The sequence below is a fragment of the Azospira sp. I09 genome (assembly GCF_009177135.1).
Classification (GTDB): domain Bacteria; phylum Pseudomonadota; class Gammaproteobacteria; order Burkholderiales; family Rhodocyclaceae; genus Azospira; species Azospira oryzae.
In genome coordinates this window covers 231,892-257,199 of sequence record NZ_AP021845.1, presented here as the reverse complement: position 1 = coordinate 257,199, position 25,308 = coordinate 231,892, and the positions used below count along the sequence as shown (strand labels likewise).

Sequence of the window (25,308 nt, the reverse complement as noted above, 5' to 3'; positions counted from 1 at the left end):
GTTGAACGAAATGATGATGAAGGCAAATGCTGAGGCCTCTAGGGCTTCGCAATCAGGGCTTGATTCTCAACCACAGCAACAGAGAAATCAGAAAGTCAGGACCCGATAGTCCATTTCTCACGCTACCCCCACCATTTGAGCGGCATTTCCGCGTTGCTGTAAGCCGAAGCGGGGCGTTATCTTCCGGGCATGCTCCGCCCTCTTTGTTTGCTCCCTCTAATCACGGCTCTTGCCGCCTGTACCGGTTTCGGGACGGCGAGGCCTTATGTCCCGAAGTCGCCGCCCGAAATGCGCACTGCGGCGGCGTCGATCATGGGGCGGGACATCAACAACAGCGTCCCGCTCGATCCGGCGAACCCTGCGCCCCATGTTGATCTGAAGCCTTCTCCTGGGCGGGCACCAATGATCGGTCAGCTTGGTACTGAGGTTCTGCGCTCGGCATCGAAGAGCGGCTACTACGTCGCCTTTACGGGCCAGGTGCCCGTCACTCAGTATTTCGAGATTGTCCGCCGAGCAGACTGCGACGATTGGGTCTATCTGCAGCTCATCAATCCAACGATGGTGAGATCCAACCCGAACTATTACATCAGCGGCCAATATATCGGAGACAAAGCGGCGCTCAAGTGTGCCGGCGAGTTCCACAAGAAATTCCGTGACGGCAAGGATGAGCGCCTGGTGGGAACCGATGGCGTTGTATTCGACGCCGACTCGGCCGTCTATACCGACGTGGACGGCGGAGCAAACGGCCACAAAAAGCTCCACATGGATGGCTGGGCGGTCAAGTTTGTCGAGCCAACAGATGAAGCCATTCGCAAGCGCTTGGCGTCGAGGCCTTCCACGCCCATTGATGTCGTTCAACTGAAGACAGTCGCTTTCTGGATTGAGAAGAATCACGCGCGGCAGTATGCGAAGGATCTTCGGCGCTTGCTTCCGATGGCCAATAAGCGGGATGCACTAATCGCCTGGCACGGAGCGGACCGGGAGGTCTTCCGGGCGCTTGCTTCTATCGATGATCTGAACGAGTCATCCGACCTATACCTTCAAATCCTCGACGCTGGTATAGCGGAGATGTTGCGCCCTGGAAACCTGACTACCGTAGCATCACCAACGGTCGGTGACGTACCGTTTGTGGCTGCAAACGTTCTGGTTTGTCGCAATCAGCCGGGCACCATTTCTGAACTTCGCAAGGTTCTTCTCGAGGCAACCATCGTTCAACACAAGCTTGCGTCGGCAAAAGCGCTTTTTGCCCTCGGTGATATTCAGTTTCTTCAAGACCAACTCAGGGCTGGGCGGTTGGGCGACGTGTCGAACAAGGTCCAACACATGCTCCAGGGGAGGGACATTGAGCCATTTAGCTGCCCATATCGGAGCAAAGCAAGTGCGTAGAGCATCAATTATGTTGGCAGCCGTGAGCTGCCTTTTTGTATTCACCGCCCATGCAGCACCCAACGACAGCCGCCCCGCAAGTTGGTGGGACGAAAACCCGTGGGCGGATCCAGATCGCGGCTTCAACTGGTATCCCGATCCGAAGGAAGAAATCAAACCGCAGGAAAAGAAGAAAGCTGAGGAGAAGCCGAAGACCATCTACGAGATGACTTCGCTCGATGAGATCAAGAAGGAACTCGATCGCCTGAAGGGCGAGGCCGTTGTAAATCCTACGGAGAAGAACGTCCTGGCCTTCCTCAAGGCCCAAAACTTCGTCATGGACAAGGCATCGATGTTTGCGGATGTGTCCCGCCGAGTCGTGTGGGCCAATCCAGAAGTGAACTACTCCGCCCGGTCGCCCACGGTCAACTTTGCACGCGATCGTGCCAAGAGCAGAACCGACACGAAGCGTGACGAAAACCTGAAGAGCCTTTCAGAAACCCACGGCATTTTGTTCTTCGCTCGATCGGACTGCGATTTTTGCCACGACGAGGCACCGATCCTCAAAGCATTCAGCCTCAAGACCGGAATGCCGGTCTTGACGGTTTCCCTGGATGGAAAACCCATCCCGATGTTCCCTGACGCCAAGCCCGATAACGGCATCTCGATGATCGCATCGAGCGGGAATGGCATTCAGACAGTACCGGCCGTTTTCCTGATCGATCGCAAGACCCAGAAGATGATTCCTCTGGGAACAGGCGTTATCGCGAGCGAGGAATTGGCCGAGCGCATTCGAGTATTGACCATGACGACACCCGGTCAGGAGTTCTAAACCATGAAACTGCGTACCCGCATTACCGCATCAGCTGTTGCCCTTGCTCTGTCTCTCGGCTCGGTCGGCTCTAGGGCCGACTGGATTGGGGACTTTTACTCGTCCGCCGGCGCCGGGGTCAATGCAACTGCCCCACAGGCGATTGCTACCCAGTCAGCCGTAGGCTACTCCGGTGGTGGTTTGTCATGGCGCGTGCCTAACAAGAACTTCCAGCCCATCTCGATTACTCCACCTTCTTTGAAAGCTGGTTGCGGTGGTATTGATGCATACCTCGGTGGCTTCAGTTTTCCAAATAAGGATGCGTTCGTCCAAGCCCTGAGGAACTTTGGCCAGGCTGCTGTCGGATATTTTTTCGAGCTCGCGCTGCGCACAATGGCGCCTGAAATCGCCGTTACCCTCGACGTCATCAACGACCTCGCCACTCGCGTCAATCAGTTCTCGATCAATTCCTGCAAGGCGGCAAAGAAAGCTGTCGATTCCCTCGCCGGAGACTGGATGGAGGCCAATGCCAGGGATGCTTCCGGGTACGCGCGGGCTGCAGGTGAATTCGTCGATGAATTCGATGCCACCTTCGGGATCGAAGGAAACGGCAGCAAGACCATGGAAGAGAAGTACATGCAGAACTACGGCAAATCGCGTGGTTCTCTCACGGCGGCAGACGCCGGGAAATTCCTTCCGGTCTACGTGAACGTTCTGCGCTATGCCTTGGATAACGCAAATCCAATTGACATGAGCAATGACGAAAAGGACCTGGTGATGTCTCTTATCGGCCCGACCTTGATTCTGCGATCGGCCAATGCGTCCGATGGCACCGAGAATGTCCAGCCATCCGCAGTCCCGAAGACCCTCGATTTCAAGCAATTGGTTGGGGAGGATGTGTTGGGTGCCGCAACACCAGGAAATCTGGATACCTTGACCTGTGACAGCTTGCCGGAGTGCCTGAATCCAACGCATTCGTCCAAGCCATTCAAATCGTTCTCAGTCCGTGTCATGGAAGCGATCGGACGAATTCGTACCAACATTCAGACACGCAACGTTGCGACGGCACTTGATCCGGAGCATATCCTGGTGTTGAAACTGTCATCGGTTCCCATTTACCGTGCGGCCGCCATGGCTGAGAGTGCCGGGGTAGCCGCCATTGTCGGGGATCAAATTGTCTATGACCTGGCCGATTATGCAGCGGTTGATGCGGCGGTTCATATGGTCATCTATTACCTCGGGGCTGCAGATAGGGCATTGGCGTCAGTCAGCGCGAAAGTGCCTGCTCTTTATCAACCCGAGATGCAAGCTATGCGGCAGCGAATCGCGGACATCAAGACTGACATGCACATGCAGGTAACCCACTTCTACCAACAGAAGGGCAACCCCTACGAGAAGATCGATCAGCTGGACAAGGCGGAGAGGGCTATGTATGCGAACCTCAACACGATGCTCGCCGCCAATGCGCGCTTCGGCAAGCGCCAGTAAGGGGTAGTCATGGGAAGCGTCTATACGATTTACTGCTATTTCAACAGCGAGCAGATTCAAGGCATCCTCAACGCGGTTGTAATGCTGGTTGGTTCTGGCGGCGTGGATGGGGACTACCTGAGTCTCGTTCGAGTAGCAGCCATCATGGGCATGTTCATGGCCATGTGCTACGGATTTCTGCGGGCGCGTGGCGAAGATGCGGCCCATTACCTGGTGATGGTCGCCATCTTCTATTCAACCCTGTTTGTTCCTCGCGTGACAGTTCAGATCGAGGATCACGGTGGCGCAGGCACGGGCGCCCCGATTGTTGTGGACAACGTGCCCCTCGGGCTGGCTTTTTTTGCCTCTTCGACCAGCCATATCGGTTATTGGCTGACGGAAAAGACAGAAACCTTTTTCTCGCTTCCTGACACGTCTTTGCAGCTTAGCCAGCATGGTTTGATGGGTGGTCCCCGCGCAATGCGCATGGCGCAATCCGCGGCGATGCCAGATCCGGTGCTTGCTCAGGACATGATCAATTTCATGCGCGATTGCATCAATCCGGAGCTCGTTGCATCACCCACGCTCGTGAACGCCCTTCTCACTTCCACGAACATCTGGAACGACTTGGGTTCGACGGGGATTGGTGTCCTCAACCCTGGGCGCATGGTGACCCTTTCCGGAGCAACCGGGGCGGTTACGTGTGATGACGCTTACACGAACAAGCTCGGACCACGCCTTGCGCCTGCTGCGACCAGTGAGTTCGCGCGCATTGCGCAAATGCTCAGTCCCAACGCGCCGGCAGCAACCGCCCAGACAATGTTGACAGCGCTCCTGCCGGCAGCAGAGAGCCTGATCATGACATCCAGCGCATCGACGACGGAAGGGATCCGTCAGCGCATGATGATCAACATGCTCAATGACACCTCGGCAAACATGGCGCAGATCATGAACGATCCTTCAGCTGCGCAAACGGCGCTTGGGGCGGCTATGGCGACATCGAACGCCAACACGGCTTACTCCGTGATGGCTCGCCTGGCCCAGGAGACCCTGCCTCTTGTGCGCAACTCCATCGAGTTGGTGGTGCTCGGCGTGTTTCCGATCGTGCTGATCTTGATCATCATTGCCGGCTCCAAGGGGGGGATGGTTCTCCGCTCCTACGTCATGACAATGCTTTGGATTCAGTTGTGGGCTCCACTCTACGCAATCGTCAATTACGTTGGCACGATGGCGGGAGCGAAGTCGATGAAGGCGGCTCTATCGTCCGTTGACGGCGTTTCGGTAACCAATGCGGCGCAACTGTTGAACACAACAATTTCTGCGGAGGCCATCGCAGGGATGCTGACGATCAGCGTCCCGATGATCGCTCTGGCCATCATCAAAGGTGGCGAAACGGCGCTTTCTGGGATCAGTTCCGGTATTACCGGCCCTGCTGATAGGTCGGCAAACAAGGTTGGTGAACAGGTAGGTTCCGGCAACGTCAGTGCCGGCAATATTTCATGGGGTAACTTCAGCTCCAACAATGCTTCCGCAAACCACTCCAATACGGCCTTTGCTTACACAACGCCGAACCGTGGCGATATCCAGACGGAGTTCGGCTCCATGACCTACCGCGGTAGCCAGGCAGGGACGCCAAATGCTGTCGGGAATCTCACGGGCGAATTTGGCAATCTTGGGATCACAGGTAGCCATGGCGCTCGGGTTGAGGCGGCGAAGGTTGGCAGCAGCGGCGATCGTGCAGAACTTACCCAGGGTACGTCGTCTGGCCTTGCTCAAAAGACCTCTGGGCAATTCACGCATCAGGAAGGGGCTGCTGCTGCTGCGAAGATTCAGAAGAGCCTAGAGAGCAGCGTTGGCGGAGACTGGTCGTGGTTGAGCAGGGACGGGGCTGGAAAGACAAATGCAGCCACCGATCGCAGCGGTACTACTACAGGTACTGCTCATACCAGTAACCAGGATCTTGGGGGACGTGTCGGGGTGCAGGCAGGTGCTGACGTTGCCGCCAACAACCCAGTTCATCGGGCGGAGGATAACCGGAATGCTCAGGGCGCTGGGCACGTTCTCAATGGTGATCCGTATAAGGCCCCGGCAGGAGGTGCAACACCGGCTGCAGCGGCCGGCACCAATGCCCCGGCGCCAGCTGGGGTCCAACAACCTGGTGCAACTCCTGGGGCCGGTGTGCCAGCTGGTGGCGCAGCAGCTCCGACGCAGGGCGGAGCTGGTCCTCAGCCGACCGGCACTTTGCCCAAGGGTGCGGCCGACGATCTTCAAGGCAAGGCCAATCGTGCAGCCCAGCAACTTGGACAGGCACCTACCCGCTCGTCTTATGGTCCGTCGGCCAATTACGGCTACGGCGTGCGGGATGGTGAGCAACAGAATTGGTCCGGCGAGCGAGGCAATTCCACAGAAGTGCAACAGCGTGCGGAGAAGAACTTCGACAAAGCAGCAAAGGCGATCGAAGGGCTTATCGGCAAAACCAGCAATTCTGGAGAGCGGGCCGCAATGCAGAGCTTCCTCGGTTCACTGGCCAGATCTACCGACGCAACCTACCAAACCAATGTCGGCCAGAGTTACACGCAGACTGCGAGCGACACGAATTCGCGTACCGATGCAAACGGAGCATCCGTCCAAGTCAACGACAATGGTCGGTACGGTGCCGAAGCACTACGCCAGGCCGGGGGCAGCGGGGCTCGTGCGCTCGAGCAGTCGGTCACAAACCCAGGCTTCCGGGATCAAGTTGCTGGGGCAGTTGCTCCAGGCATCGCTGGCTCTGTCGCGCCTCGTGGCGGCGCAGCTGTTGGTATGGACGGTAAGCCAATTGAGGCTCCCAAGAGCGTTGGTCAGCAGCGTCACGATGGTCAAGTTGCTGTAGAGGATCAGCGTGGGAAGGATCAAGGAGCTGCCGCGGGCGCGGGGCAAGCCTACATTCGTGAGGCAAATGGACACCGAGCACCGATGGGAGCGCCGACGTCTGTTGCGATGCCAGATCAAACGCCTGCCCAGAAGGCCTTCGATACCAACAAGGGCTCGGCAGAACGTGGCTTGGCCACTGGGCAGCGCAATGCAGCCCGTGAGGCAGGTGTCAATCGCATGCTGGAGGCCGCGTTCGCTGACCAGGCTGGATTCGGGCGGCTACTTGGGGCGTCTCTGGGCTTTGGTGTGGGCACCAGGACGCACGAGGAAAACCGAGCCGCCATTCAGCAACTCGCGGATTCAAATCCAGCATTCAGCGCCCGTCTCGAGCAGATTGGTCGTCAAGGGCGTGTTACCGATGATGACAAGCAGTTCCTGACCGAAAATCGAAGAGACGGATTAGCGGATAGGGTTAGCGACACATTCAGTGAAGGTTACCAAAGCGTGAAGGACTACTATGGAATCGGGAAGTAACGTGATGCGCAGGATTGCTTGTATCGGGGCCATTTTCCTCGCTAGTGGCCTCTGTCATGCAGGTGATACGTCGAGGGATGCAAAAGTTCATCAGCTCCTCAATGCGCAAGGCATGATGACAACCTTCGATGAGCAGATGCGGATGCGCGAAGAAAGCAGCAGGCGCAGCGTTCAAATGATGGTGGATGAAACACTGAAGCGTCTCAAACCGAACGCTTCCTTCCGGAAGAAGTTCAATGATGCGGCCCAGGAGCTATTTTCTGCTCTCCAGCCTCCCTGGTCAGCACAGGAGGTGACAGACATCTGGGCAAGTATTTACGGAAGCAAGTTCACAGACGATGAGCTGGACCAGCTTCTCGCCTTCTACACTTCGCCGGTTGCGCAGAAGGAGACGATCGCGGGGCGTGCCTCACTTGCAGAGTTTGGCCAGTACCTGCAGTCTCAGTATGCCCCCTACGAGAAGAAAGCGATTCAACGGTACGTCGAGCGGATGCAGGTGCTCGGCAAGGAATGCCGGTGCAAACGGTAAATATCCGAAAATTTCAGCAGGCCAAAGTGAATTGGGCGCCAATCGGCGCCCAATTACTTTTCGATGTCCATGAAGAATGAATCCCCCTGGGGTCCGTCATAGACGGTCGGCAGGTTGGTGGTGAGCCACTTCGGGAACGGAGCGCTTTCTTCAACCCTGTCGTCAACACGAATCTGCGCCTTACATAGTCCAGAAGAACGGATGTCGTTCTGGATCATTTTCTGCCATTCAGCACGTGGGATCGTCAGCACGCCAGCCCCCCCGAAAAGCAGGAAGTCGAACGGCTTGAGGACCAAGAGCCGGAACACAGCAGAGAGGAAATGGAAAGCGGTTTTCATGATTAGACAATAGCATACCGCTCCGCCCCGTTCTGGAAAACCTATTCTTCGACGAATTTGAGCAATCGATCAGGGGTAAAACCCTGGAGTGTGCGGTTTTTGTATGCGAAGACCGGCGCCATTGGGGGAATCTTCATTGCTCGGCTATCTTCATCCCTTCATCGACTACAAAAGGACTTCCCCCACCCACCCGGTGGGCTTGCCACCTGGCATCCAAGTGCCAAGATTGAATTTCTGAAGCTCAATCTGAAACGGCGAGGAGGGAAGTCAAAATGGATACTACGACGGTTGGTGTGGATCTGGCAAAGAACGTCTTCGTGGCCTGCGTGGCGGATTGCACCGGGCGGATCGTGGCGCGGCGGGAGTTCAACCGGGCGGGCTTTTTAAGCTGGCTTGGCACGTTGCCGACTGGCACCGTGATCGGCATGGAAGCCTGCGGCAGCGCCCATCACTGGGGCCGCACCGCGCAGCGTCTGGGCCTGGCGCCGCGCCTGATGGCTGCCGAGTTCGTCCGACCCTATCGCAAGCGCCAGTCGGTCAAGAATGACCGCGCTGACGCCGAGGCAATCCTTGTCGCCTTGCTTTCGCCCGGCATGCGCTTCATCCCGGTCAAGACCGAAGCCCAGCAGCAGCGCCTGGCCTGGCACAGCCTGCGGGTCGGGTGGGTGGAAGAACGCACCGCGCTCCTTAACCGTGTCCGCGGGCTGCTCGCCGAATTCGGGGTAATTGTCGATCCCGGTCCAAAGCATTTGCGTGCGCTGCTGGCCGAGCGGGAATTCGACACCGCCTTGTCGCCAGCCCTGCGTGGATTGATCCAGAGCGTACGCGACCAACTCGATGCGCTGGACGCCCGGATCGGCGAGTGCGACCGGCAGATCACCGCCCAGCAGGCGAACGATCCGCTGGCGAAACGGGCGCGGGATCTGCCCGGCGTCGGGCTCATCACCGCCGATGCGGTGACCGCCAGCGTGGGTGACGCATCAATGTTCCGGAATGGCCGCCAGTTCGCCGCGTGGCTCGGCCTCACGCCCAGCCAGTCGGGCAGCGGGGGCAAGACGAAGCTTGGACGCATCACCCGGCGAGGCGACGACTATCTGCGGACCTTGCTCGTGCAAGGCGCGCGCAGCGTGCTGGCGGCGACGCTCCGTAAACAGCGGCGTGAATCCCCTGAAAAGCTGACTCGTCTGCAGCAGTGGATCGTCGTGCTCAACGGACGGATCGGCTATCACAAGACCTTGGTCGCCATCGCCAACAAGCACGCACGGCAACTGTGGGCGGTGCTGGCGAAAGGCGAGGCTTACAACCCACAGGCCTGGCAACGGGCCTGAGCGCCATCGAGCAATGGCAACTGCACATCAGCGATAGACGAACAGGTCAGACCGACCAGCAGAGAGCCTGGCTAACCTGATGGCGGATCAAAGAGGGAAACGGCTGATCCCTGTTTCCCTGATTCCGCCGACGAACGATTGAGGCCTGCTGGTGCGGTTAGTCGCATGGCCCCGGGCGAGACCCGATCAAGGCCGATTAGAGAGAGGCAGTCTGTCTGTCCGATCCGTCGCGTGTGTGCAGATGTCAGGAAGGGAGCGCAGGAAAGAAAAACCGGCCTGCCGGCCGGTCATTGGGAAACGGTACTTGACGGGGAAGTCCTTAGAGGAGGTTAGATCGACCTCGCGAAAGGGTATGTGTTTCTTGACCATCAGGTCCTTGGCTTGGCGGCAATATGAGCATCCAGGCAGAGTGAAGATTAAAACTTCGGGAGGAGACGCCTGGAGGTGGGCTTGAACCGATCCGGCCTGGCTGGGGATTGAAAATGCCAGCGAGAGCACAAGGAAAGTCGCAATTTTTAGGGCTCTGATCATCAATTCCCTGCAGAGAAGGCGTAGCCAACGCGAATGGGCACAACAGAAGCCGTCAACTGTCGATGCCTCATTTCGCCTTTCAGCATCCGAGCAATCTGCCGATAGCCGGATGTGGTCGGATGAATGCCATCAGCCAACGGGAGAAGGGTTAGATCGATGACGCCATCCCCATTGTCTGCGGCAATCTTTCGGATGATCGTCCTGGCTTCGAGTTGCTTGGCCGGCAGCAGCCAGGTTACGGATCCGTAGATACGGGAGCGCAGGAGGGCAAACGGCGCGCTTGAGGCTTTGCCGTCATTGCTTCCCGTACTTATGACCACATTGCGGGCGGCAATGGCTACCGGCGACACCCTCAATACCTCAAGCGTCGGGCGCCCTACCTTTGCTGACGTCAGGCAGCGTGATCCATCCTCGAGGATCAAATGCTGGGCTGTCCCAACAGCGATGCTGTCACCCAGAATCAGGCAATCCGCCGGGCCCGCATAAGCCTTGAGGCTTAAAGCAAGCGCGCCGGCGAGGAATAGCGCGAGCCTGGTCATTTTCGATCATTCGACGGCTTTGGGCGGCCCCATTGAAGCCGACTTATGCGCCGAGGAGCCGGAGGGGGTAGTGGTTCGACGTCAGCTGCACGCGGCTTGAAAGCTGCGGCATCAATTCGCCGTTGTAAGCTGATCGCCAAAGGATTGCCCTTTTTGACAAGGCGATCCAGTTCGGAACGGACAATAGGTGACATCTCCTGGGAGCTGCCTTGCAACTCCTGAGCCATGGTCAAAAAGTTAGCCCAGGCGTCTCGCTCTTTCGGGGACGCCTCGGGAGGGCGAATTTTCGGCACACGCACCTTTTTGATAATGTTGGATGGCATTGCGTTATCCGTTTTAGCGGTCAAGGGATGAAGTAACGAATCAAATGACCGCTGCCATCGAGGTACTTCAGGCGGTGCGGAGGTTCTTCCGGAAGAGGTGATCGTGATGGAACAAGAATCGAATAGCGTTCGTCCTCATATACTTGCTTCCAATCACCGGATGCCAATGCTACTTGTCGAAGAGCAACGTCCACTCGAAGCAGCATTGAATTCGGTTTGTAGCGGTTTATCAGCAAATCCCAGCCATTTGTGGCTTTGGAAGCCAAATACCACTCGAAGAAAAATTGGTCTTGATAGAGATCCAGGCGCCCGTCAATGAAAACGGGAATCCCTCGATGAATCAAATAGCTTGATTCCAGCGTGTCGGACAAAACCCGATCAGTCAGCTTGTGGGTTTCTAGGAAATCGGCTGCGGCTACAGGGTGCTGGCGGTTAATGTTTTTTTCAATATTGGTGTCGCCGATGGCTGCAATAGTGGGGTACGAGCACACTAAAGCGACGGCAATAAGAACATAAGCTATCGGGTGGCTCGGGTTGCTAAATGTCGGAAGCATCGTTTTATATTGAGGAGTTTTCGCTAGTACAGCCGCTATTAACGGAGCCATGACAGCGCCGCATAGAGCAACTTGACGATTAGCCATTACGCCAAATATCAGAAAGAACGTCGCCATCAGCGCATGCGAGATTCGAGGCCTGACGCCAGTTAGAGCGATTATCCCAACGAATGGAATCAGGGCGCTAAGATAGGCCCAACCTAATCCAGTTAGCAGATTTACGGGCTGCCATTCGATGATCACGGATGAGCTCTGAAGCCCTCCAATCATGATCACGGTGGCGAGAGCTTTGTAACCATATGGATTCAGAAAAGTGGCAACAACGGAGATCAATCCAGTTGCCCAAAGAAGGAGTAGTTCTCGCTGAGTTTCTTTATCGCCGAGTTTCTTCCCGGCTACAGCTTCAATAGAGTAGCCAGCCGCAAGCAAGAAAATGAGGATTAGTCCAACAACGAATCCGCCATGCATGTTTACCCAAGCGGCTATTGCAAGTGGGTAGAGGGCTAAGAATTTGAGGCGCCGAGTCTCCATCCAACTCACGACCAAGTAAGTCGATATGGCCAACATCGCAAATGAGAATAACTGTGGCCGCATCGGCGTGATGATTTGAAGCCAATTGCACGCAAGAGCAATACAGAGGGCGACAGACGTGTGAACGTATCGTGCTGCTGCTCTCCATGCGAAGCCAATGGTAATTGCGGTAAGTGCAACCGACAGAAGTTTGGTCCCAGCAAATCCATTTAATGAATAGGCGATGCCGATGGAAGCCTCTCCGAGCCATTGAGTAATTTGGTAGGGCTTGCCAGAGAACGTCCAGCTAAAAAAATCGACGGTCGGAATTGCGCCATGTTCGACCATCCAGCGACCGTAGGTCAGATGCCAAAAGAAATCGGTATCCATTAGTCCGGATGCTGGGGGGTAGATTGCCTTCAGCCAAATGATGCTGAGGAACGCAATTACAGTAGCGGGAAAGCGAAAAGACATAATCAATCCAATTCCTAAAGCAGCTCAAGAACCGCCTGGTTGGCGGGTGTCATTGAAACGGTCGGGAGATCGAGGCGGTAGCTTCGGCGTACAAGAACGGTATATGCCGGTCCTTCAAAGATGGCTCGATACAGCCCGCTATCCGCCAGGTGGTACCGGAGTGGCGAGGGGTTGTTGAGCAACACAACGTCTGGATCTAGGTGGGAAACGTACTCTTTCCATCCTGCGTCCCCGCGCATGGCGAACAACAACTCGAAGAGTGCTCGGTCACCATAGAGATCGAGGCGGGTGTCGATCGAAACCTTGGCACCGAGCTGGCGGATCAAATAACCGCCGGATTCAGGGGTGTTAAGGATTTTTCCGTCGATGGAATGCTGCTTCATAAAGGCGACTTCTTCGACCGGCAACTTGGATGCCATGTAACGCTCGGTCGTCTTGTCGATCGTCGACATCCCAACAGAGGCCACCAACACCAGGGCGATAGCTCCGGTGGCGATGGCGATATGGGCAGGGCGGTCGTAGCGTCTGGCTTCGCCAGAGAAAGCGAGGTCGTAGAAAGCTGTGCCACGAATGGCTGAGGCTAGCAGGGGCACCGTCAGGACAGTCGCCATAAGCGACAGTCGGACCGCAGACCAGCCAATAGCTCCTAGGGCGAGTGCGGTCAGAACCTGACTGACCGAGGGACGCTGTTTGGTCAACGACATCGCTGCCGCCACAGCGGAAGCGACCAGGAAGAAACTGAGGCCAGCATCGGTCTTGATACTCGTGGCCGCCCATTCATCGACGATGCCCGCGGAGGAGGACTTCAAGGCCGCGATCTGAATAGCGTAGTGCCACGCGCCCCAGCCGTAAGGATTTAGAAGGGTGGCCAGAAGGCTGACGCCGGCGGCGATGAAAAGTGGCACGGCAGAGGCTCGAAGTGTGGCCATGTCGCGCTGCATGTACGCCTCGACGGCGACTAAGGTGGCAATCATGCCCAGGTACATCAGGCCGAAGGCATAGCCGCCGTGCAGATTCACCCAGAGAGCAAAGAGGGGAGGGAGCCAATACAGGGCTCGGCGATTTCCGGTTTGGTAGGCAGCAAGAACCCAGGTCAGGACCGCAAGGCCCAGGTGGGTAAATTGATGCGGACGGCAAGCCAGCGAAATCAGAACTGAATTGCAGCCAATCGCGACCGCCAAGGCGGCGAGGCGATTGTCCAGGAAGTATCGAGCCGCCCGATACGATGCAGCCATCGTCAGGCTGACGAGCAGTGCAGCAAGCACGGACGTTCCCAAATGGCCGGCCACCTGGTTGGCGAATCCCATGCACACCTCGCCGAGCCATTGTGTCAGGCGATACGCATGGCCATCAAAGGTCCAGGACCAGAAGTCTTCCGTCGGAAGGCGTCCGTGGCCAAGAATCCATTCTCCATAGCTGACGTGCCAGTAATAATCAGGGTCCGTGATGCCCGATCCAGCGAGAGACGGGGCCCGATAAGCAAACAGGCACGCGAGGACAATAAAGGGGATCGAGACCGTCATGCCATCAACCCTTGGGCATGAGATTGTTGAGCCTGCCCTGCAGCACTGCTGTAAGGGTTTCTGCGTCATTGAGTGCGTCTACTGGATCGCGCGTCAGTGCCTTATGCAAGGCCTCCTTCAGCCAGAAGGAGGCAGCAGGGTCGGCCAGGATCTGTTCGGGGGTCGGAGGAGTCATTCTTAGCTTTCTTCGGGGGACAGGAACACGAAGATCCTGGACAAGAGGTAGGTGACAACGACGTGGCAAGCAATAGCTGCCGTTTGCGCGAGGTAAGGATTGAAGCCGGCGTGCAAGGCCGCAGTTAGTACAGCGTAGTTGGCGCAGTAGCCCGCCAGGATGGTCGGAACGTAGCGAGCAAAAGCTTTGAGTCTGTCGCCCTGGTCGCGGAAGGAAAAGTCGCGGTGTGTCAGAAATGAGATTGGCACAACTACGAGGTAGCCAACCAGGTTGGCCACGACATCGGAGAGGAACTGTCGGGCGCCGAAGATGACCGCCAAACCTAGGACGGTATTCCCGACGCCGACGGCCAGGAACCGGACCAATGTCCGATCGATCATGATTGCGGCCGGCGCAGAACCCAGCACTGCGTCCAGAGCAGGGAGGCGAACCTGGTGCCAGCCAGCTGCCGTGCGAACCATTGGCAGATCCGGGTCCCGGGCTCGCCGCAGAACTCTGCGATCGCCGGAAGGTAGAACGCTACGTTGTCCTGGCGCACAACCTCGAAGCCGGCAGCGTCAATCTGGGTTCGTAGTTGTGCACGGGTCATTCGGTTTATGTGGCCCAGGTCGTCCACGGACTCGCCGTAGATCATTCTGGCCAGATTCACGACCGGCCCGAATGAGAGCAATCGGGCGGTCAGTTCGACCGTCGAATAAGAGTTCGGGGTAGTCAGGATCAGATAGCCGCCCGGCTTGAGGCTGGAAAAAATGTTCTTGAGGGCCGACGCCGAGTCGGGAACGTGCTCGAGCACTTCGGAGCACAGGGCGACGTCGTGCACCGGCTCAAATTGGTCAGTGGTGATATCGGAAACCCGGGCAATCACATGCGGGATTTGGTTGGCGGCTTCCACGAAGGCCGAGTTGATGTCGATGGCGAACACCTGACCGCGGGCAGCCATCAGCTGGGTATAGATGCCACAGCCGATGCCGATTTCGATGAAATGGGGCTGCGACGGCGCTACCTGCTCGAGCGCGCGCATGACCCAATCGCGGCGGACGTTGTGGAGCCAGCGCCGGGTCGGGTTGTTGGATTCGTAGAGGTTTGCCTGGAAGGCAATATGTTCTTGGCGTAATTCAGCAGTGGACATCAAAGTGTTCCTCGGGCAGCGGATGCAGTTTCAAGCGGGACAACGGTTGGGCCGACGTTGCGGTCCTCGAATCCATGGAGGGCACCGACCAGGAAAAGAGGGCGGCGCTTGGTCTCAGCCACGATGCGGCCGATGTACTCGCCGAGCACGCCGATACCGATCAGCTGTATGCCGCCGAGGAAAAGGATGACGCTGGTCAAGGTCGCGAAACCCGGTGTCACCACGCCCCAGACCATGGTCTTAGTGATGATCCAGCCGGCGTAGGCGAAGGAGAACAGGGCAACGATGGCGCCGATATAGGTCCACACCCGGAGGGGGACCGTGGAGAAGCCGGTGATGCCGTCGAGGGCGAAGTTCCACAGCTTCCAGAAGTTGAACTTTGTTTCGCCGGCGGCACGTTCCGGCCGGTCATATTCGATCTGGGCCGCCTTGAAGCCGGCAGCAGCCATGATCCCTTTCATGAAGCGGTTCCGCTCCGGAAAGGACAGGATGGCATTGACCACTGCGCGGTCCATGAGACGGTAGTCCCCACAGTTGGATGGGATCGCCACATCAGTGATGTCCTCCATCATCCGATAGAAGGCGCCAGCCGTGGTGCGCTTCAGCCAGGTGTCGGTATGGCGGGACCGGCGGACTGCATGGACGACTTTGAAGCCAGCCTTCCACTTCTCGATCATGTCAGGGATCAACTCGGGTGGATCCTGGAGATCGCAGTCCATTGGGATGATGGCGTCTCCCGTCGCATAGGTGAACCCCGCGGTCATTGCGGCTTCCTTCCCAAAATTGCGGGAAAGCTCGACCAATCGCACCTGGGGGTACAGGCAGGAGAGGCCGACGATGGTAGCCACGGTGGCGTCGCGAGAACCGTCGTCAACAAAGACAATCTCGTAGTCGAGGCCGGTACTTTGGACAATCGGTGTAACGGCGGAAAGGAAGACCGGGAGGGCAGCTTCCTCGTTGTAGCAGGGGACGACAATTGATAGCTTCATGATGGAATGCCAAATCGGAATGAGGTTGGGTCGAGTCCCAGGGAGTCCAGAACATCAACGGGATCTGGCTGCGGGGCTGGCTCAGGCAAGGCCGCCACCGGTGCCGGAGCCTCCGATTTCTTGCGCGGGCCACGGTGGATATCGACGACCTGAGCGGATTGGTGGGCGTGCTCGTCCGCCGGGAATGAAGGCATCCGCCCTTTGGAAACTTCCAGTCCGAGACGCATCAGAAGGCGTATCCGCCCGGAGCGGTCAGCGCCCGGGGGAAAGCGGTTCAGGTCTTCTTCCAAGTCGGCATATTCGACCCGATTGAAGCGTGCCTGGACACGGAAGGAAGAATCGTCGTTGTCGCTCATGCTGTCGCTGCGGTGTTCATCTTCATCGCATGCCCGAGCGACTTGGCCAACTTCTCGCCGATCAGATGGAAGCCGCGCACGTTGGCCAGTGCCGGTTCCTCCAGCGTCACGACTTTATGGCGGGGGAACTTGTCTGCGACCGCCTTCGCATAGAACGAAGCCCCGCCGCCCGTGAGGATGATGACGCGGATATCCGAGCCAGAACCGACAGAATTCTTGATTGCCTGAGCGGCTTCATGAACCACGTCGTCGCCAGCCGAAAGGTGCTTCTCGAGATCGAAGTGCTGTCCATAAAGCTCGAACGGCGTTTTCGTGGTGAGGGATCGATCAATGGCTCGAATGAGCTCCACCGGGGTTGCGTCAAATCCGTGCGTCTTGATGATGTCGTCGGCGATGGCGCGAAGGACGGCGCCCATCCCACGCGGCACGGCATCGCTCAATGAATCGTTGGCGGACATTCCCTGGCAGACGAACCAATCGACCGTGTTGTAGCCGGGGTCGATTGATAGAGCCAATGGAGCTTTTTCGGAGGAGGGATTTGCCGCCAGGTAGGACATGTAGCTACCAAGCGGTTGGGGATAAACGTGGCAGGTTTTGATCTGGACCTTGCCCCCGCGCTCATCAATGACGTGTTCCCCTACGAAGCGCTTGGCCAGCGCAGCGTGGTGCTTCCGATAGGTGTTGAGAGGCAACCCCAATACCAAGACATCAATGACATCGGCCGGCAGGTTCGGAACCATGTAATTGATCGCACCAAAGAGGCGGGCAGCGTAGGCATCGCCGAGGCAGAAGTTTTCGTCCATTACCTCCGTCTCCTGCTTTCCGTGGAGAGCCAGATGGACGTCACGACCAACCTCGAACAGGCGATCGCCAACGGGTACCAGGAATGTGTCCCGCTGCTTCATGACACCGGTGCCGAGGTTAACGCTGGGCTTGGCGGTAGGGGACTGGGATGGAATGGAGTCGGTGCGGATGGTGTTGTTGTTCGTCGGGTCGCGGCCGTCGGAGAACTTGATGTGGCCGTAGCCAACGTCGATGGCACGGGCAATGAGCGAATTGAGGAGCGACATGAGGGGCCTTTCTATATGGGATAGGCGATTGTCGGCATCCAGTCGGGCGGGAGGAAGTCGGAAATACCGACGATTCGAGGGGGGTAGGCGTAGAAATGGACCCGTGGCCGCAACTTTTTTGCGCGATTGGCATGGGTGGTGACGTAGTGGTGACGCCGTGGCACCGAAGCGGCACCAAGACGGCTACATGGCGTCGCGGCAGTAGGGGGTTTGCTATCTGGCGACAGTGGGTCTCCAATGCGGAGACGTAGCGGTGACACAGTGGTGACGAAAGGCGGCAACCGGATCGCTACAGGCTGTGATTCCCAACCAGAGAAACCCGCCGGTGCCGCGGAAATGCATGCGGCAATGGAGGCCGAGAAGGGGGAAATTAAGCCGAAAATCCACCCGAAGGGATGGTGCAATTCGAGGTCCGCTCAAAATTCGACTTGAACCTGACGGGGATCACTTTCCGCTTCTGGACTAAGTTTGCGGGGTCACATTCAAACATGATAATCACCGGATTGAATAATGAATGAATAGCGGAGTTGACACGGACAGGGAAAAGTGATCAAAATTCGCCCCATTGTGTGTCCGTGATGGACCACCCAGGATCACGACGGCCTCCTGGAGTTGGGTGCAGGCAAAACCAACAAAGCCGTTGCTATTTCGGTGCGAGCCGCGCCGGAACCCCGTAGCTGATGGACTGGCTACGGTCACAGGTGTCCTATTGAGACATCCGACCCGTATGGACGGGCAGTAACGAGTTGTTGGGCAACTCACATCATCGTCATCCGTAGTGGATGGCACCTTTCTCGGGCCTTTTGGCATGTCGTCGCAGGAGCAGGGCGGTCCCTGTCTCGTATGCACTTCACCCACTGGCCGACACTCGAACACTGAAATTGCAGCGCGAGCGTCCTTGATGGACCCCCGGCGTGGACATCCGGTAGATGCCGGTAACTTCATCTGGACAGCGCACCCGAGGCCTCTGGTGGCAGGAGGCAAAAGTCCCTTACGGGCCGGAGCAATTTCTACGGAAAAGCGATCGAGTCGTCTGAGTATTTAGACGACCACCTTGCCTGGTTGGGCATAACGATCGGCCTGCGAAGCGAGTCCATTACGGACACGTGGTCGCAGACAGGACAGGACCGGTGCGGGCAAAAATCCGCCTGGGGGTATTCCTCTGGGGTGCTCCCGTCGAATGTGATTCGACACCAATGGGTCCAACCGCTGCGAGCGGATTGGGCTACCGGACTTGGGCGTGCCGCGCTGTGATGCGCCGCCGCTGACGCTGGGTTCCAGAAATGCAACCTGTCGTCGCCACTCTGATTCACCTTTCTAAACTCTCTCGCCATTCCTGCTGTACCCGAATTTCTCTTCACGCGCGGCTCCGCGTGAGGACTGCGCACATCCGCGCTCCGACAAGACCGAGTCGGTTTTCCTATCAACACCTGGAGAACGACCATGACCAACGATTCGACCAATCGCGGCTTCCTGCCGCAAGATGTCCATAACGATCTGCTCCGCTACGGCATCGATGTCGAAGCGGGCTCACTCGAGTGCATCGAGCTTCCCCCCGTCAAGCAAGAGTCTCTGGAGGCTGTCTCTCTGGAAGGCTGTGTGCTGACCGAACTGCCCGCTGAGGCAGTCCGCCGAGACCATCCGGAATTCCAAGCCTGGCTCGAGCGCGTGCCCCTTCCGGTCGTCCGCAATCTGGAGGTGGCATATGGCTAAGTCCCTTGCAGACCAGGTGTTGCCGAAATCCGTAATCGACGGCGTACATCGCACCATTGACCCGTACCTGCGGCTGCGCGCCAAGGGTGGTGGCGTCTGCTCCGCCAAGATGCGCACCGAACGTCGTCAGTTCATGCTGATGATGGTGGCGGAGCTGTGGGAACTGGGATACCGGATTCGCAAACTGGAGTCCCTGTCCGCAAAGCACGTCGAAGCCCTCATGGCCTACTGGCATGAGAAGGGCATCGTCGCCGGCACCCTGCACACCCGGTTGTCGATGATCAAAGTCCTCTGCGACTGGTTGGGGAAGCGCAACGTCGTGAAGGACATCACCGCCTACCTGCCTGCCGAGGTTGTCCGCCGGAACACGGTTGCCAAGGTCTCGAAGGCCTGGGACGCGAAAGACGTCAATCCGCTGGAGATCATCCAGCTCGCGAATCAGATTGATGAGCGCCTGTCCGTCATGTTGGCCATGCAGCACTTCTTTGGTCTCCGGGTGAAGGAGAGCATCGAACTGCGCCCGGCCAATGCCGTGGTCGACGGCGGAAAGATGCTGGAGATCCATGAGGGCACCAAAGGTGGTCGTGTCCGTCGAGTGCCGATCAAGTCGGATCAGCAGCGCGAAGTGATCGCCTGGGCGCGCCAGGTTGCTGAAGCTGGCAACACCAAGCGGCTGCGCTGGCCGGACTGCACCTTCACGCAGGCTCAGGGCCGGTTCTACCACTACGTCCGGAACCGTCTCGGCATCTCCGGCAAGTCAGTCGGCGTCACTCCCCACGGTCTGCGTCACGGCTATGCCCAGCGCGGCTACGAGGATGAGACCGGCGGCCTGCCCAGCCCGATCAAGGGCGGTGCCATTGGCCAGATCGATCGCGAGACACACCGGATCGCCAGTATCACCGTGTCCCGTGCGCTCGGCCATGGCCGTATCGATGTCACCACCGGGTACTACGGCAGCTACGGACACGCGCTGCGCCAGGCCCCGGTAAGCATGACCTACAAATTCAACCCGCTTTCGCTGTCCGTGACGGACAAGCCGAGCAAAGATGAAAAGGAAGACTGAAATGGAAATCGTACTTGTCGCTGGAACTGAACAAACCGCCCCGGTATGCGCCAACGGCGTCCCCCCTGGACCGACATGGGCCGGGAAGCGCCTGCAACAGCTTTCCAAGGACGAACTGGACGACATGCTCGCCTACTGCATGAAGGAAGGTCGCCGCCTGGGCTATGAGGACACCATGGAATGCCGTCCGGTACGGATCAACCCGTTCCATCGTCGCTATCTTCATGGGATGCCCTGGCTGCATTTCAAGTCGTTCTACGAGGTCGGTCGCCAGGCTGCCTTGAACGAACTGCGTTCCCGTCGTCGGCAAGCAGAGCGTCTTTCGCTCGCTGCTGCCTGAGTCCATCCATAGGAGACAAGCATCATGGCTACCATCGTTCTGAACGGCGGACCGGATAATGCGCCCGTCTATATCCCTGACTCTGGACATCCTCCCTCCTGGTCGGGGAAATCGATTTATGAATTGACCAGGAGGGATCTGGAAGCGATCGCCAATTTTTCCATGGACGTCGCCTACGAGCTCGGTAAGGATGACTTCCTTGAAGACCGGCCGGAAACGCCCAACCCCTTCCACCAGCGTTTCCTCATGGGGGTGCCGCGTTCCACCTTCGATACCTTCTATCGCAGAGGGCAGACCTTGGCGATAGGGTCGTACTCCGCGTCGCTCGATTTCGGTCTTTTCGGGGAGGGCGCTCATGGTCACCAGCCAGCAGCCGTACCCGTTTGACGATGCCTGGAAAGCATCGGTCGATCGGAGCAGCTTCGAGTGGATGGCCTACTGCGAGTCCGCGTCTCTGGTGAAGCGGTACATCAGGACGCGGCTTCGGGATGGCAAAGACGCCGCGGTCGCGGAGTTCGAGGACACCTGCGAGCTGTATGGCAAGAACGGCGCGCAGGGTGCCGCCCGGGTGGCGAGGATCCGGGAACACTTCCAGTTGATCTGGGCCAATGAGCGCGAAGCCATGAAGGTGAAGGTGCTCGAAGAGGATGCCTTGCCCAAGGCGGCGTAAGAGTCCAGTCAGGACTCTTCCCTTGGTCAGGCGATCAAGGCAAGCGCCCTGGCGCAATCGATGTTCTGTGGTGTCGCGGGATACGCCCTGATTTATCCCGACTCCTTCCGGTGCTGTTCGACCGGGACTCCCTGCAGCGAAGTCTGTTGCAGGTTTCTATCGCGGTACCGCTTCGGCGGTCTGCGGTCTTTCCCTGTTGGGGCCAACAACCCCGACAGGGGTTGATTGCGCCCCGCTTTTAAGTGAGGTGCAACCATGCAAGCAGTCGTTTATTCGCGTTTCAATCGCAACATCTTTACGCAGAACTCCATCTGGAACAACCGGGACAAGCTGGACGCCCTGGTGTTCAAGGTCACCCTCGTCTGCGGCATCATCGGTCTGTTCCTCCCCTGGGGAGGCCAGGCATGAACGCCGTCGTCGTGTGGCTGACCAAGGGTGGCATCGTCGAACACGTTGCCAGCCCCGAGGTGGATGTGGTGGTCATTGACTTCCAGAACCTGGAAGCTGGTGATCCAGCCCCGGACATGAGCGACGCCCACAAGGCACTGCTCCGGGAAAAGGCGCCGTCCGTACTGGACGACATCGCTGAGTACATCGTGCATTACCGGTGTGACAACTGCGATGCCGGGTATCGGAAGCTGGACGAGCTCAGGCCCGTCCGTGATCTAGAGCAACGGGTCGCCCCGGGCGAGCCGAGACCGGTTGGAGAGTGTCCCGCTTGCGGGGCGGTCGTTCATCCGGTTGCCGATGATTGGTGGCCAGTTCCCCAGTCCGCGCTCGACCGGCATTGCCTGTCGGGTCGATTCAACCTGGCGCCCGAGGCTCTGCCTCTGGTCCACAAGGTCGGCCTGGATCGGGTTCTTGCCTGGTTCGAGACCACGCGCGGTGTGACCGTTGGCGACACGATGCTGGTCGGTGATTTCGGACTCAAGGCCTTCTTTGGCTTCGACCCGGACAAACCGAACGGTGAGTGCTGCTACGTGAACATCAGCATGCTGCGTTAAAGCTTATGCCCCCTCGCCGAAAGGCTTGGGGGCGTTTCTTTTGGGATGTGAAGAAATGAAAGAACAGTTGAAACAGCAGGTCCTGGCCATCATTGTCGGCAAGATGATTGATGCTGGCTGGACGGTACTCGGCACTGCGCCGAAAGTGATGAACAAGTTCTTCGCGACCGCAGTGGGTCCGAAGGAAGCGCAAATTCGTATCGATGAAGGATCGGAAGAGAAGTGGTGGGTGAATGGCTGGTACTGGAGCGAAGGCAACAACGTTCTGGCAGCCATGGACATCTACATCCCGTCCGACATGGACCCGGAACTCGTCGCCCTGAAAGTCGACGCCTACCTGGTTGATGCGGAGATGCGTATTGGTTCGAGCTACGCTGCCCGGCTACTCCACCCGGTTCAACCGGGGAAGGTGCTGGAAGGTGAAGTGCTTCCTCCCGAGAGCGAATTGATGTCCCGCGGCCGCCAGCTGCTGGACGATATCGCCAGTGAGATCCGTGCGATCGAGAACATCGGTCGTCGGTGATCATGCTTTTCCCTTCCTTTGGAGGGGACTTTTCAGCAGGGCTTCCCAAGGCCCTGACGAAAAGCTGAGTTTTCCCGAGTGATCGGAAACGCCTACTGGTCTGCGTTATGACCTGCTACTTCAGTGAGTAATCACTGGAACCATCAGCAAACCACCCAACGGGATACCTACTGTCCCTTTGGGACGGCCCTGAGGGAATTCAAGGAGTAGAAAAATGAACATGTTCGATGCAACGCAATGCTTCGTATCCCGTTCTCGGATGACCATGATTGATGTCTGCCGCCCGGACGGGACTTCCTGGATCAACGGTCAAACGTTGGAGCAGATGAAGGTCCGCTACCCAGACATTGAAGTGATGTCGGTGGATGAAGCAACTGAAGAGCTGGAGCGTGTTCGCCTTGAAGCCTCTGGGGCTCCTTGTGTGATTACACGCGAGCAGTTCATTGAAGCAATGGAGTGCCTTCCGCCGCGCGAGTGGCATCAGGAAGTGGATTCGGAGTCCTTCAAATCACCCGAAGCGCTCTCTGGACGAATTGCCTCAACGTGTGTGCGAATCGGGAATCAATATTTTTCGCTTCACGCGCGCTACGGCACACCCCATAGCGACCTGGTTGCTCAATGTCGTGCCGCTGTTCCGCTTGCATCCTAAAGCGGTCCATCACAACGGTTCGCGTACCTAGTTATCAAGGAGTCATCATGCAGCGCCCATCAGTAGTTCGCATTTCCCTTCTAGTGGTCAAGGGTGCCGTCAAGCAATGTGCCAAGACGCGCTTCCCAACCTTTAATCACATCCAACTGTTTGTCCGTGACCATGGCCACGGTTGGTTTGACCAGCGTCGTCGCTTTGCCTTTGGCCGAGACGAATGAACGCTTTTCCCTTTCCCCTGCGGAGAGGGTTTTTCAGCGTTCCTTAGAGACAAGGGGGCGACGAAAAGCCGAGTTTTCCCGAGTGATCGGAAACGCCTACTGGTCTGCGTTATGACCTGCTACTCCTGCGCTGTTCGGCAGGATTTCGACCCTGGCGGGGCTTATCCCCACAGGGGACAGGCTCCGTCGCATTTGAGGAGCTGTCCATGAAGTCATTTTTCAATGCAACCTGCAAAGCCAACGTGGTTGGCGACGGTACGGTTGGTGCAACCATCGCCTGGCTGGAGAAGTTCATCAATGTCCTGTTCCCCGATAACGGGATCGAGTATTGGTCCGACAACCAGTATGGGAAGGGCCAGCATTACCTGAAGCGAGATGATCGTCTTCCGGAGGCCGGTTCTGCCGATGAATGTGTCCACCACGTCGCTTGCTACGTGCGGCCGGGGAATTGCGAAGGGAGGATCATCGAAGTCGCGCTGAGTTTGCGTGGAGGCGAGTTCAAGTCACTGACCTGGATGAAGACCTTCGGCAAGGTTGATGAATGCTGGCTCATTGCCCGCGCCATCGACGAAGCGCTCAACTCGATCATCTACTGGAACGAGCTCCCGGAGATCGTGGCCATGTCAGAGAAAATGCCGCGCCAGCAATCCTGGCATCGGCAGACATCGCTGACGGAGGAGGTGACCATCCTGTCCGGCACGGACAAGGTGCTGGTCAAGGCCGCTTCTGGCTTGATCCTGGACGACCGCTGTTGGGGCGGCCAGGCGTACGCAGGATCCAATGCAACTGCAGTAACCCAGGACTGGGTAACCGTCCTCACCAACACGAACGCCAAGTTCAAGCTGGTGAAGGACACTACGGATCGACTCACCGTGCCGGATCTCCCTGGCTACGTGATCTCGAAACGTGGGATCGAAGTGGATGGCTTCTACGTTCTGCCCCCGGGCGGAAACGAGAACGATGACCGTACCTATCTGGGCTACTTCCCGGATGCGGGCGCGGCAATCCAAGCTTCCCGCGATCACCAGGCAAAGCAGGTTCCGGTTGCGGCCGGTGTTCAGATGGACGTCTCGCTGAATACCGCTGCGCTGGAGGTGACACATGGGTAGCCGACTTGAGGAGATGGCCCTGGCGAAGCACATGCCGGAGTCCTTTAAGGAGGCATGCCCGGTCTGCAAGTCCCAATGGACGGTGAATATCGTCGGCGGGAAAGTGCAGTTCGAGTGTCGCTCCTGCAGCCACGATCAGATCGTTCTGTCACAGCCCATGAAATGGTGGGCGACGAGCGGCAGCTATGTTCATCCCCGTGACTGGGCGTGGCAAAAGTTGTGGCGCCAGTTTGTTCAATGCTTTGGCCTGTCCAGAGCAGTGAACATGTGTTCGGGCTGATCCAGTCCTTTGACCCCTTTCCATGTGAAGGGGGCTTTTCAGCCGGGCTTCCAGGAGGCCTTGCCGAAAAGCTGATGCGCTATTCGCCCTTGGGCGGTTCGACCTCTGTCTCGGCCGCCGCCTTGGGCTTCTTTTTGGCGAGGAGGTAAGCCAGGCCCAGCAGCATTCCTCCCGGTACCACTACGACCAGTGTGGTGACCAGTGCCTTTTTCAACAGGGCGGAGTGCTTTTCGGACTTCAGTTTCACGGTGGGCCTACAGATCGTCTGGATGGAGGGATAGAGCGCAAATAACGCGCAACCAAGCGAAATGATAGACAGTTCAGGTCGATGCAATGCAAAT

Annotated in this window: 29 protein-coding genes; 17 read left to right on the top strand and 12 right to left on the bottom strand. The window is 57.7% G+C overall.

Features of this window, described 5'->3' with window-relative positions; translation table 11 throughout:
* The first annotated feature begins 312 nt into the window (after positions 1-312).
* The 5 genes from AZSP09_RS19150 to AZSP09_RS19130 all read left to right on the top strand — a co-directional run bounded on the left by AZSP09_RS19150 (position 313) and on the right by AZSP09_RS19130 (position 7,559).
* Positions 313-1,386: a hypothetical protein gene (locus tag AZSP09_RS19150; protein WP_152091218.1), complete on the top strand. Its 1,074-nt coding sequence runs from the start codon at positions 313-315 to the stop codon at positions 1,384-1,386.
* Between the two features lie 10 nt (positions 1,387-1,396).
* The gene (locus tag AZSP09_RS19145) at positions 1,397-2,197 is read left to right on the top strand and encodes a conjugal transfer protein TraF (RefSeq protein ID WP_152091217.1); all 801 of its coding nucleotides are present in this window, start codon (positions 1,397-1,399) and stop codon (positions 2,195-2,197) included.
* A gap of 3 nt (positions 2,198-2,200) precedes the next feature.
* Positions 2,201-3,664 carry a conjugal transfer protein TraH gene (locus AZSP09_RS19140; protein ID WP_152091216.1) on the top strand — a complete coding sequence of 488 codons (1,464 nt, stop codon included), beginning with the start codon at positions 2,201-2,203 and terminating at the stop codon, positions 3,662-3,664.
* Positions 3,665-3,673: 9 nt separating this feature from the next.
* Complete coding sequence (locus AZSP09_RS19135) at positions 3,674-7,030, top strand: conjugal transfer protein TraG N-terminal domain-containing protein (protein WP_152091215.1); 3,357 nt, start codon at positions 3,674-3,676, stop codon at positions 7,028-7,030.
* A gap of 112 nt (positions 7,031-7,142) precedes the next feature.
* Positions 7,143-7,559: a DUF2059 domain-containing protein gene (locus AZSP09_RS19130; RefSeq protein WP_172974846.1), complete on the top strand. Its 417-nt coding sequence runs from the start codon at positions 7,143-7,145 to the stop codon at positions 7,557-7,559.
* Between the two features lie 53 nt (positions 7,560-7,612).
* Here AZSP09_RS19130 and AZSP09_RS19125 read toward each other — a convergent pair whose 3' ends face one another.
* Positions 7,613-7,897: a hypothetical protein gene (locus AZSP09_RS19125; RefSeq protein ID WP_152091213.1), complete on the bottom strand. Its 285-nt coding sequence runs from the start codon at positions 7,895-7,897 to the stop codon at positions 7,613-7,615.
* Between the two features lie 272 nt (positions 7,898-8,169).
* On the opposite strand from AZSP09_RS19125, the gene AZSP09_RS19120 reads away from it, so the two are divergent.
* Entirely contained in the window at positions 8,170-9,225 is a 1,056-nt protein-coding gene (locus tag AZSP09_RS19120) for an IS110 family transposase (protein WP_152091212.1), read from the top strand.
* A 186-nt stretch (positions 9,226-9,411) separates the two neighbouring features.
* On the opposite strand, the gene AZSP09_RS20785 is transcribed toward AZSP09_RS19120, so the two are convergent.
* The 10 genes from AZSP09_RS20785 to AZSP09_RS19075 all read right to left on the bottom strand — a co-directional run bounded on the left by AZSP09_RS20785 (position 9,412) and on the right by AZSP09_RS19075 (position 17,398).
* Positions 9,412-9,756, bottom strand: coding sequence for a glutaredoxin family protein (locus AZSP09_RS20785; protein WP_152091211.1), 345 nt, complete (start codon positions 9,754-9,756; stop codon positions 9,412-9,414).
* On the bottom strand, positions 9,756-10,295 hold the full coding sequence (locus tag AZSP09_RS19110) for a hypothetical protein (RefSeq protein ID WP_152091210.1): 540 nt from the start codon (positions 10,293-10,295) through the stop codon (positions 9,756-9,758). The genes AZSP09_RS20785 and AZSP09_RS19110 overlap by 1 nt, the downstream gene beginning before the upstream one ends.
* A 343-nt stretch (positions 10,296-10,638) precedes the next feature.
* Complete coding sequence (locus AZSP09_RS19105; protein WP_152091209.1) at positions 10,639-12,072, bottom strand: hypothetical protein; 1,434 nt, start codon at positions 12,070-12,072, stop codon at positions 10,639-10,641.
* Positions 12,073-12,170: 98 nt separating this feature from the next.
* Positions 12,171-13,679: a hypothetical protein gene (locus AZSP09_RS19100; RefSeq protein ID WP_152091208.1), complete on the bottom strand. Its 1,509-nt coding sequence runs from the start codon at positions 13,677-13,679 to the stop codon at positions 12,171-12,173.
* A gap of 4 nt (positions 13,680-13,683) precedes the next feature.
* Entirely contained in the window at positions 13,684-13,854 is a 171-nt protein-coding gene (locus tag AZSP09_RS20065) for a hypothetical protein (protein ID WP_172974845.1), read from the bottom strand.
* A gap of 2 nt (positions 13,855-13,856) precedes the next feature.
* On the bottom strand, positions 13,857-14,234 hold the full coding sequence (locus AZSP09_RS19095; protein WP_172974844.1) for a GtrA family protein: 378 nt from the start codon (positions 14,232-14,234) through the stop codon (positions 13,857-13,859).
* Positions 14,231-14,983 (bottom strand): class I SAM-dependent methyltransferase, encoded by a 753-nt coding sequence (locus tag AZSP09_RS19090; RefSeq protein ID WP_152091206.1) that lies wholly within the window; start codon positions 14,981-14,983, stop codon positions 14,231-14,233. The genes AZSP09_RS19095 and AZSP09_RS19090 overlap by 4 nt, the downstream gene beginning before the upstream one ends.
* Positions 14,983-15,972: a glycosyltransferase family 2 protein gene (locus AZSP09_RS19085; protein ID WP_152091205.1), complete on the bottom strand. Its 990-nt coding sequence runs from the start codon at positions 15,970-15,972 to the stop codon at positions 14,983-14,985. Before AZSP09_RS19085 ends, AZSP09_RS19090 begins: the two co-directional genes overlap by 1 nt.
* On the bottom strand, positions 15,969-16,328 hold the full coding sequence (locus tag AZSP09_RS19080; protein ID WP_152091204.1) for a hypothetical protein: 360 nt from the start codon (positions 16,326-16,328) through the stop codon (positions 15,969-15,971). The genes AZSP09_RS19085 and AZSP09_RS19080 overlap by 4 nt, the downstream gene beginning before the upstream one ends.
* On the bottom strand, positions 16,325-17,398 hold the full coding sequence (locus AZSP09_RS19075; protein ID WP_152091203.1) for a PRTRC system protein D: 1,074 nt from the start codon (positions 17,396-17,398) through the stop codon (positions 16,325-16,327). Before AZSP09_RS19075 ends, AZSP09_RS19080 begins: the two co-directional genes overlap by 4 nt.
* A 1,443-nt stretch (positions 17,399-18,841) precedes the next feature.
* Between AZSP09_RS19075 and AZSP09_RS19070 the strand changes: the two genes are divergently transcribed.
* The 11 genes from AZSP09_RS19070 (at position 18,842) to AZSP09_RS19030 (ending at position 24,687) form a co-directional block, all read left to right on the top strand.
* Positions 18,842-19,111 (top strand): hypothetical protein, encoded by a 270-nt coding sequence (locus AZSP09_RS19070; protein ID WP_152091202.1) that lies wholly within the window; start codon positions 18,842-18,844, stop codon positions 19,109-19,111.
* The gene (locus AZSP09_RS19065) at positions 19,104-20,174 is read left to right on the top strand and encodes a tyrosine-type recombinase/integrase (protein WP_152091201.1); all 1,071 of its coding nucleotides are present in this window, start codon (positions 19,104-19,106) and stop codon (positions 20,172-20,174) included. The genes AZSP09_RS19070 and AZSP09_RS19065 overlap by 8 nt, the downstream gene beginning before the upstream one ends.
* Before the next feature lies 1 nt (position 20,175).
* On the top strand, positions 20,176-20,514 hold the full coding sequence (locus AZSP09_RS19060) for a hypothetical protein (protein ID WP_152091200.1): 339 nt from the start codon (positions 20,176-20,178) through the stop codon (positions 20,512-20,514).
* Positions 20,515-20,538: 24 nt separating this feature from the next.
* The gene (locus AZSP09_RS19055; protein ID WP_152091199.1) at positions 20,539-20,901 is read left to right on the top strand and encodes a hypothetical protein; all 363 of its coding nucleotides are present in this window, start codon (positions 20,539-20,541) and stop codon (positions 20,899-20,901) included.
* The gene (locus tag AZSP09_RS19050) at positions 20,870-21,184 is read left to right on the top strand and encodes a hypothetical protein (RefSeq protein WP_152091198.1); all 315 of its coding nucleotides are present in this window, start codon (positions 20,870-20,872) and stop codon (positions 21,182-21,184) included. The genes AZSP09_RS19055 and AZSP09_RS19050 overlap by 32 nt, the downstream gene beginning before the upstream one ends.
* 255 nt (positions 21,185-21,439) lie before the next feature.
* Positions 21,440-21,592 (top strand): hypothetical protein, encoded by a 153-nt coding sequence (locus tag AZSP09_RS20060; protein ID WP_172974843.1) that lies wholly within the window; start codon positions 21,440-21,442, stop codon positions 21,590-21,592.
* Entirely contained in the window at positions 21,589-22,188 is a 600-nt protein-coding gene (locus AZSP09_RS19045; RefSeq protein WP_152091197.1) for a hypothetical protein, read from the top strand. The genes AZSP09_RS20060 and AZSP09_RS19045 overlap by 4 nt, the downstream gene beginning before the upstream one ends.
* Before the next feature lie 55 nt (positions 22,189-22,243).
* Complete coding sequence (locus AZSP09_RS19040; RefSeq protein WP_152091196.1) at positions 22,244-22,711, top strand: hypothetical protein; 468 nt, start codon at positions 22,244-22,246, stop codon at positions 22,709-22,711.
* A 214-nt stretch (positions 22,712-22,925) separates the two neighbouring features.
* The gene (locus AZSP09_RS19035; protein WP_152091195.1) at positions 22,926-23,360 is read left to right on the top strand and encodes a hypothetical protein; all 435 of its coding nucleotides are present in this window, start codon (positions 22,926-22,928) and stop codon (positions 23,358-23,360) included.
* A 47-nt stretch (positions 23,361-23,407) separates the two neighbouring features.
* Positions 23,408-23,578 carry a hypothetical protein gene (locus AZSP09_RS20055; RefSeq protein ID WP_172974842.1) on the top strand — a complete coding sequence of 57 codons (171 nt, stop codon included), beginning with the start codon at positions 23,408-23,410 and terminating at the stop codon, positions 23,576-23,578.
* A gap of 206 nt (positions 23,579-23,784) precedes the next feature.
* Complete coding sequence (locus tag AZSP09_RS19030) at positions 23,785-24,687, top strand: hypothetical protein (protein WP_152091194.1); 903 nt, start codon at positions 23,785-23,787, stop codon at positions 24,685-24,687.
* Positions 24,688-25,046: 359 nt separating this feature from the next.
* On the opposite strand, the gene AZSP09_RS20050 is transcribed toward AZSP09_RS19030, so the two are convergent.
* Positions 25,047-25,214, bottom strand: a complete 168-nt coding sequence (locus AZSP09_RS20050; protein ID WP_172974841.1) for a hypothetical protein — start codon at positions 25,212-25,214, stop codon at positions 25,047-25,049.
* Positions 25,215-25,308 lie beyond the last annotated feature (94 nt).

Excerpts from the sequence above, each read along its gene's own strand:
- AZSP09_RS19150 (WP_152091218.1), top strand. The coding sequence starts at position 313 with ATGGGGCGGGACATCAACAACAGCGTCCCGCTCGATCCGGCGAACCCT.
- AZSP09_RS19145 (WP_152091217.1), top strand. The coding sequence starts at position 1,397 with ATGTTGGCAGCCGTGAGCTGCCTTTTTGTATTCACCGCCCATGCAGCA.
- AZSP09_RS19140 (WP_152091216.1), top strand. The coding sequence starts at position 2,201 with ATGAAACTGCGTACCCGCATTACCGCATCAGCTGTTGCCCTTGCTCTG.
- AZSP09_RS19135 (WP_152091215.1), top strand. The coding sequence starts at position 3,674 with ATGGGAAGCGTCTATACGATTTACTGCTATTTCAACAGCGAGCAGATT.
- AZSP09_RS19130 (WP_172974846.1), top strand. The coding sequence starts at position 7,143 with ATGATGACAACCTTCGATGAGCAGATGCGGATGCGCGAAGAAAGCAGC.
- AZSP09_RS19125 (WP_152091213.1), bottom strand. The coding sequence starts at position 7,897 with ATGAAAACCGCTTTCCATTTCCTCTCTGCTGTGTTCCGGCTCTTGGTC.
- AZSP09_RS19120 (WP_152091212.1), top strand. The coding sequence starts at position 8,170 with ATGGATACTACGACGGTTGGTGTGGATCTGGCAAAGAACGTCTTCGTG.
- AZSP09_RS20785 (WP_152091211.1), bottom strand. The coding sequence starts at position 9,756 with ATGATCAGAGCCCTAAAAATTGCGACTTTCCTTGTGCTCTCGCTGGCA.
- AZSP09_RS19110 (WP_152091210.1), bottom strand. The coding sequence starts at position 10,295 with ATGACCAGGCTCGCGCTATTCCTCGCCGGCGCGCTTGCTTTAAGCCTC.
- AZSP09_RS19105 (WP_152091209.1), bottom strand. The coding sequence starts at position 12,072 with ATGGATACCGATTTCTTTTGGCATCTGACCTACGGTCGCTGGATGGTC.
- AZSP09_RS19100 (WP_152091208.1), bottom strand. The coding sequence starts at position 13,679 with ATGACGGTCTCGATCCCCTTTATTGTCCTCGCGTGCCTGTTTGCTTAT.
- AZSP09_RS20065 (WP_172974845.1), bottom strand. The coding sequence starts at position 13,854 with ATGACTCCTCCGACCCCCGAACAGATCCTGGCCGACCCTGCTGCCTCC.
- AZSP09_RS19095 (WP_172974844.1), bottom strand. The coding sequence starts at position 14,234 with ATGATCGATCGGACATTGGTCCGGTTCCTGGCCGTCGGCGTCGGGAAT.
- AZSP09_RS19090 (WP_152091206.1), bottom strand. The coding sequence starts at position 14,983 with ATGTCCACTGCTGAATTACGCCAAGAACATATTGCCTTCCAGGCAAAC.
- AZSP09_RS19085 (WP_152091205.1), bottom strand. The coding sequence starts at position 15,972 with ATGAAGCTATCAATTGTCGTCCCCTGCTACAACGAGGAAGCTGCCCTC.
- AZSP09_RS19080 (WP_152091204.1), bottom strand. The coding sequence starts at position 16,328 with ATGAGCGACAACGACGATTCTTCCTTCCGTGTCCAGGCACGCTTCAAT.
- AZSP09_RS19075 (WP_152091203.1), bottom strand. The coding sequence starts at position 17,398 with ATGTCGCTCCTCAATTCGCTCATTGCCCGTGCCATCGACGTTGGCTAC.
- AZSP09_RS19070 (WP_152091202.1), top strand. The coding sequence starts at position 18,842 with ATGACCAACGATTCGACCAATCGCGGCTTCCTGCCGCAAGATGTCCAT.
- AZSP09_RS19065 (WP_152091201.1), top strand. The coding sequence starts at position 19,104 with ATGGCTAAGTCCCTTGCAGACCAGGTGTTGCCGAAATCCGTAATCGAC.
- AZSP09_RS19060 (WP_152091200.1), top strand. The coding sequence starts at position 20,176 with ATGGAAATCGTACTTGTCGCTGGAACTGAACAAACCGCCCCGGTATGC.
- AZSP09_RS19055 (WP_152091199.1), top strand. The coding sequence starts at position 20,539 with ATGGCTACCATCGTTCTGAACGGCGGACCGGATAATGCGCCCGTCTAT.
- AZSP09_RS19050 (WP_152091198.1), top strand. The coding sequence starts at position 20,870 with ATGGTCACCAGCCAGCAGCCGTACCCGTTTGACGATGCCTGGAAAGCA.
- AZSP09_RS20060 (WP_172974843.1), top strand. The coding sequence starts at position 21,440 with ATGCAAGCAGTCGTTTATTCGCGTTTCAATCGCAACATCTTTACGCAG.
- AZSP09_RS19045 (WP_152091197.1), top strand. The coding sequence starts at position 21,589 with ATGAACGCCGTCGTCGTGTGGCTGACCAAGGGTGGCATCGTCGAACAC.
- AZSP09_RS19040 (WP_152091196.1), top strand. The coding sequence starts at position 22,244 with ATGAAAGAACAGTTGAAACAGCAGGTCCTGGCCATCATTGTCGGCAAG.
- AZSP09_RS19035 (WP_152091195.1), top strand. The coding sequence starts at position 22,926 with ATGAACATGTTCGATGCAACGCAATGCTTCGTATCCCGTTCTCGGATG.
- AZSP09_RS20055 (WP_172974842.1), top strand. The coding sequence starts at position 23,408 with ATGCAGCGCCCATCAGTAGTTCGCATTTCCCTTCTAGTGGTCAAGGGT.
- AZSP09_RS19030 (WP_152091194.1), top strand. The coding sequence starts at position 23,785 with ATGAAGTCATTTTTCAATGCAACCTGCAAAGCCAACGTGGTTGGCGAC.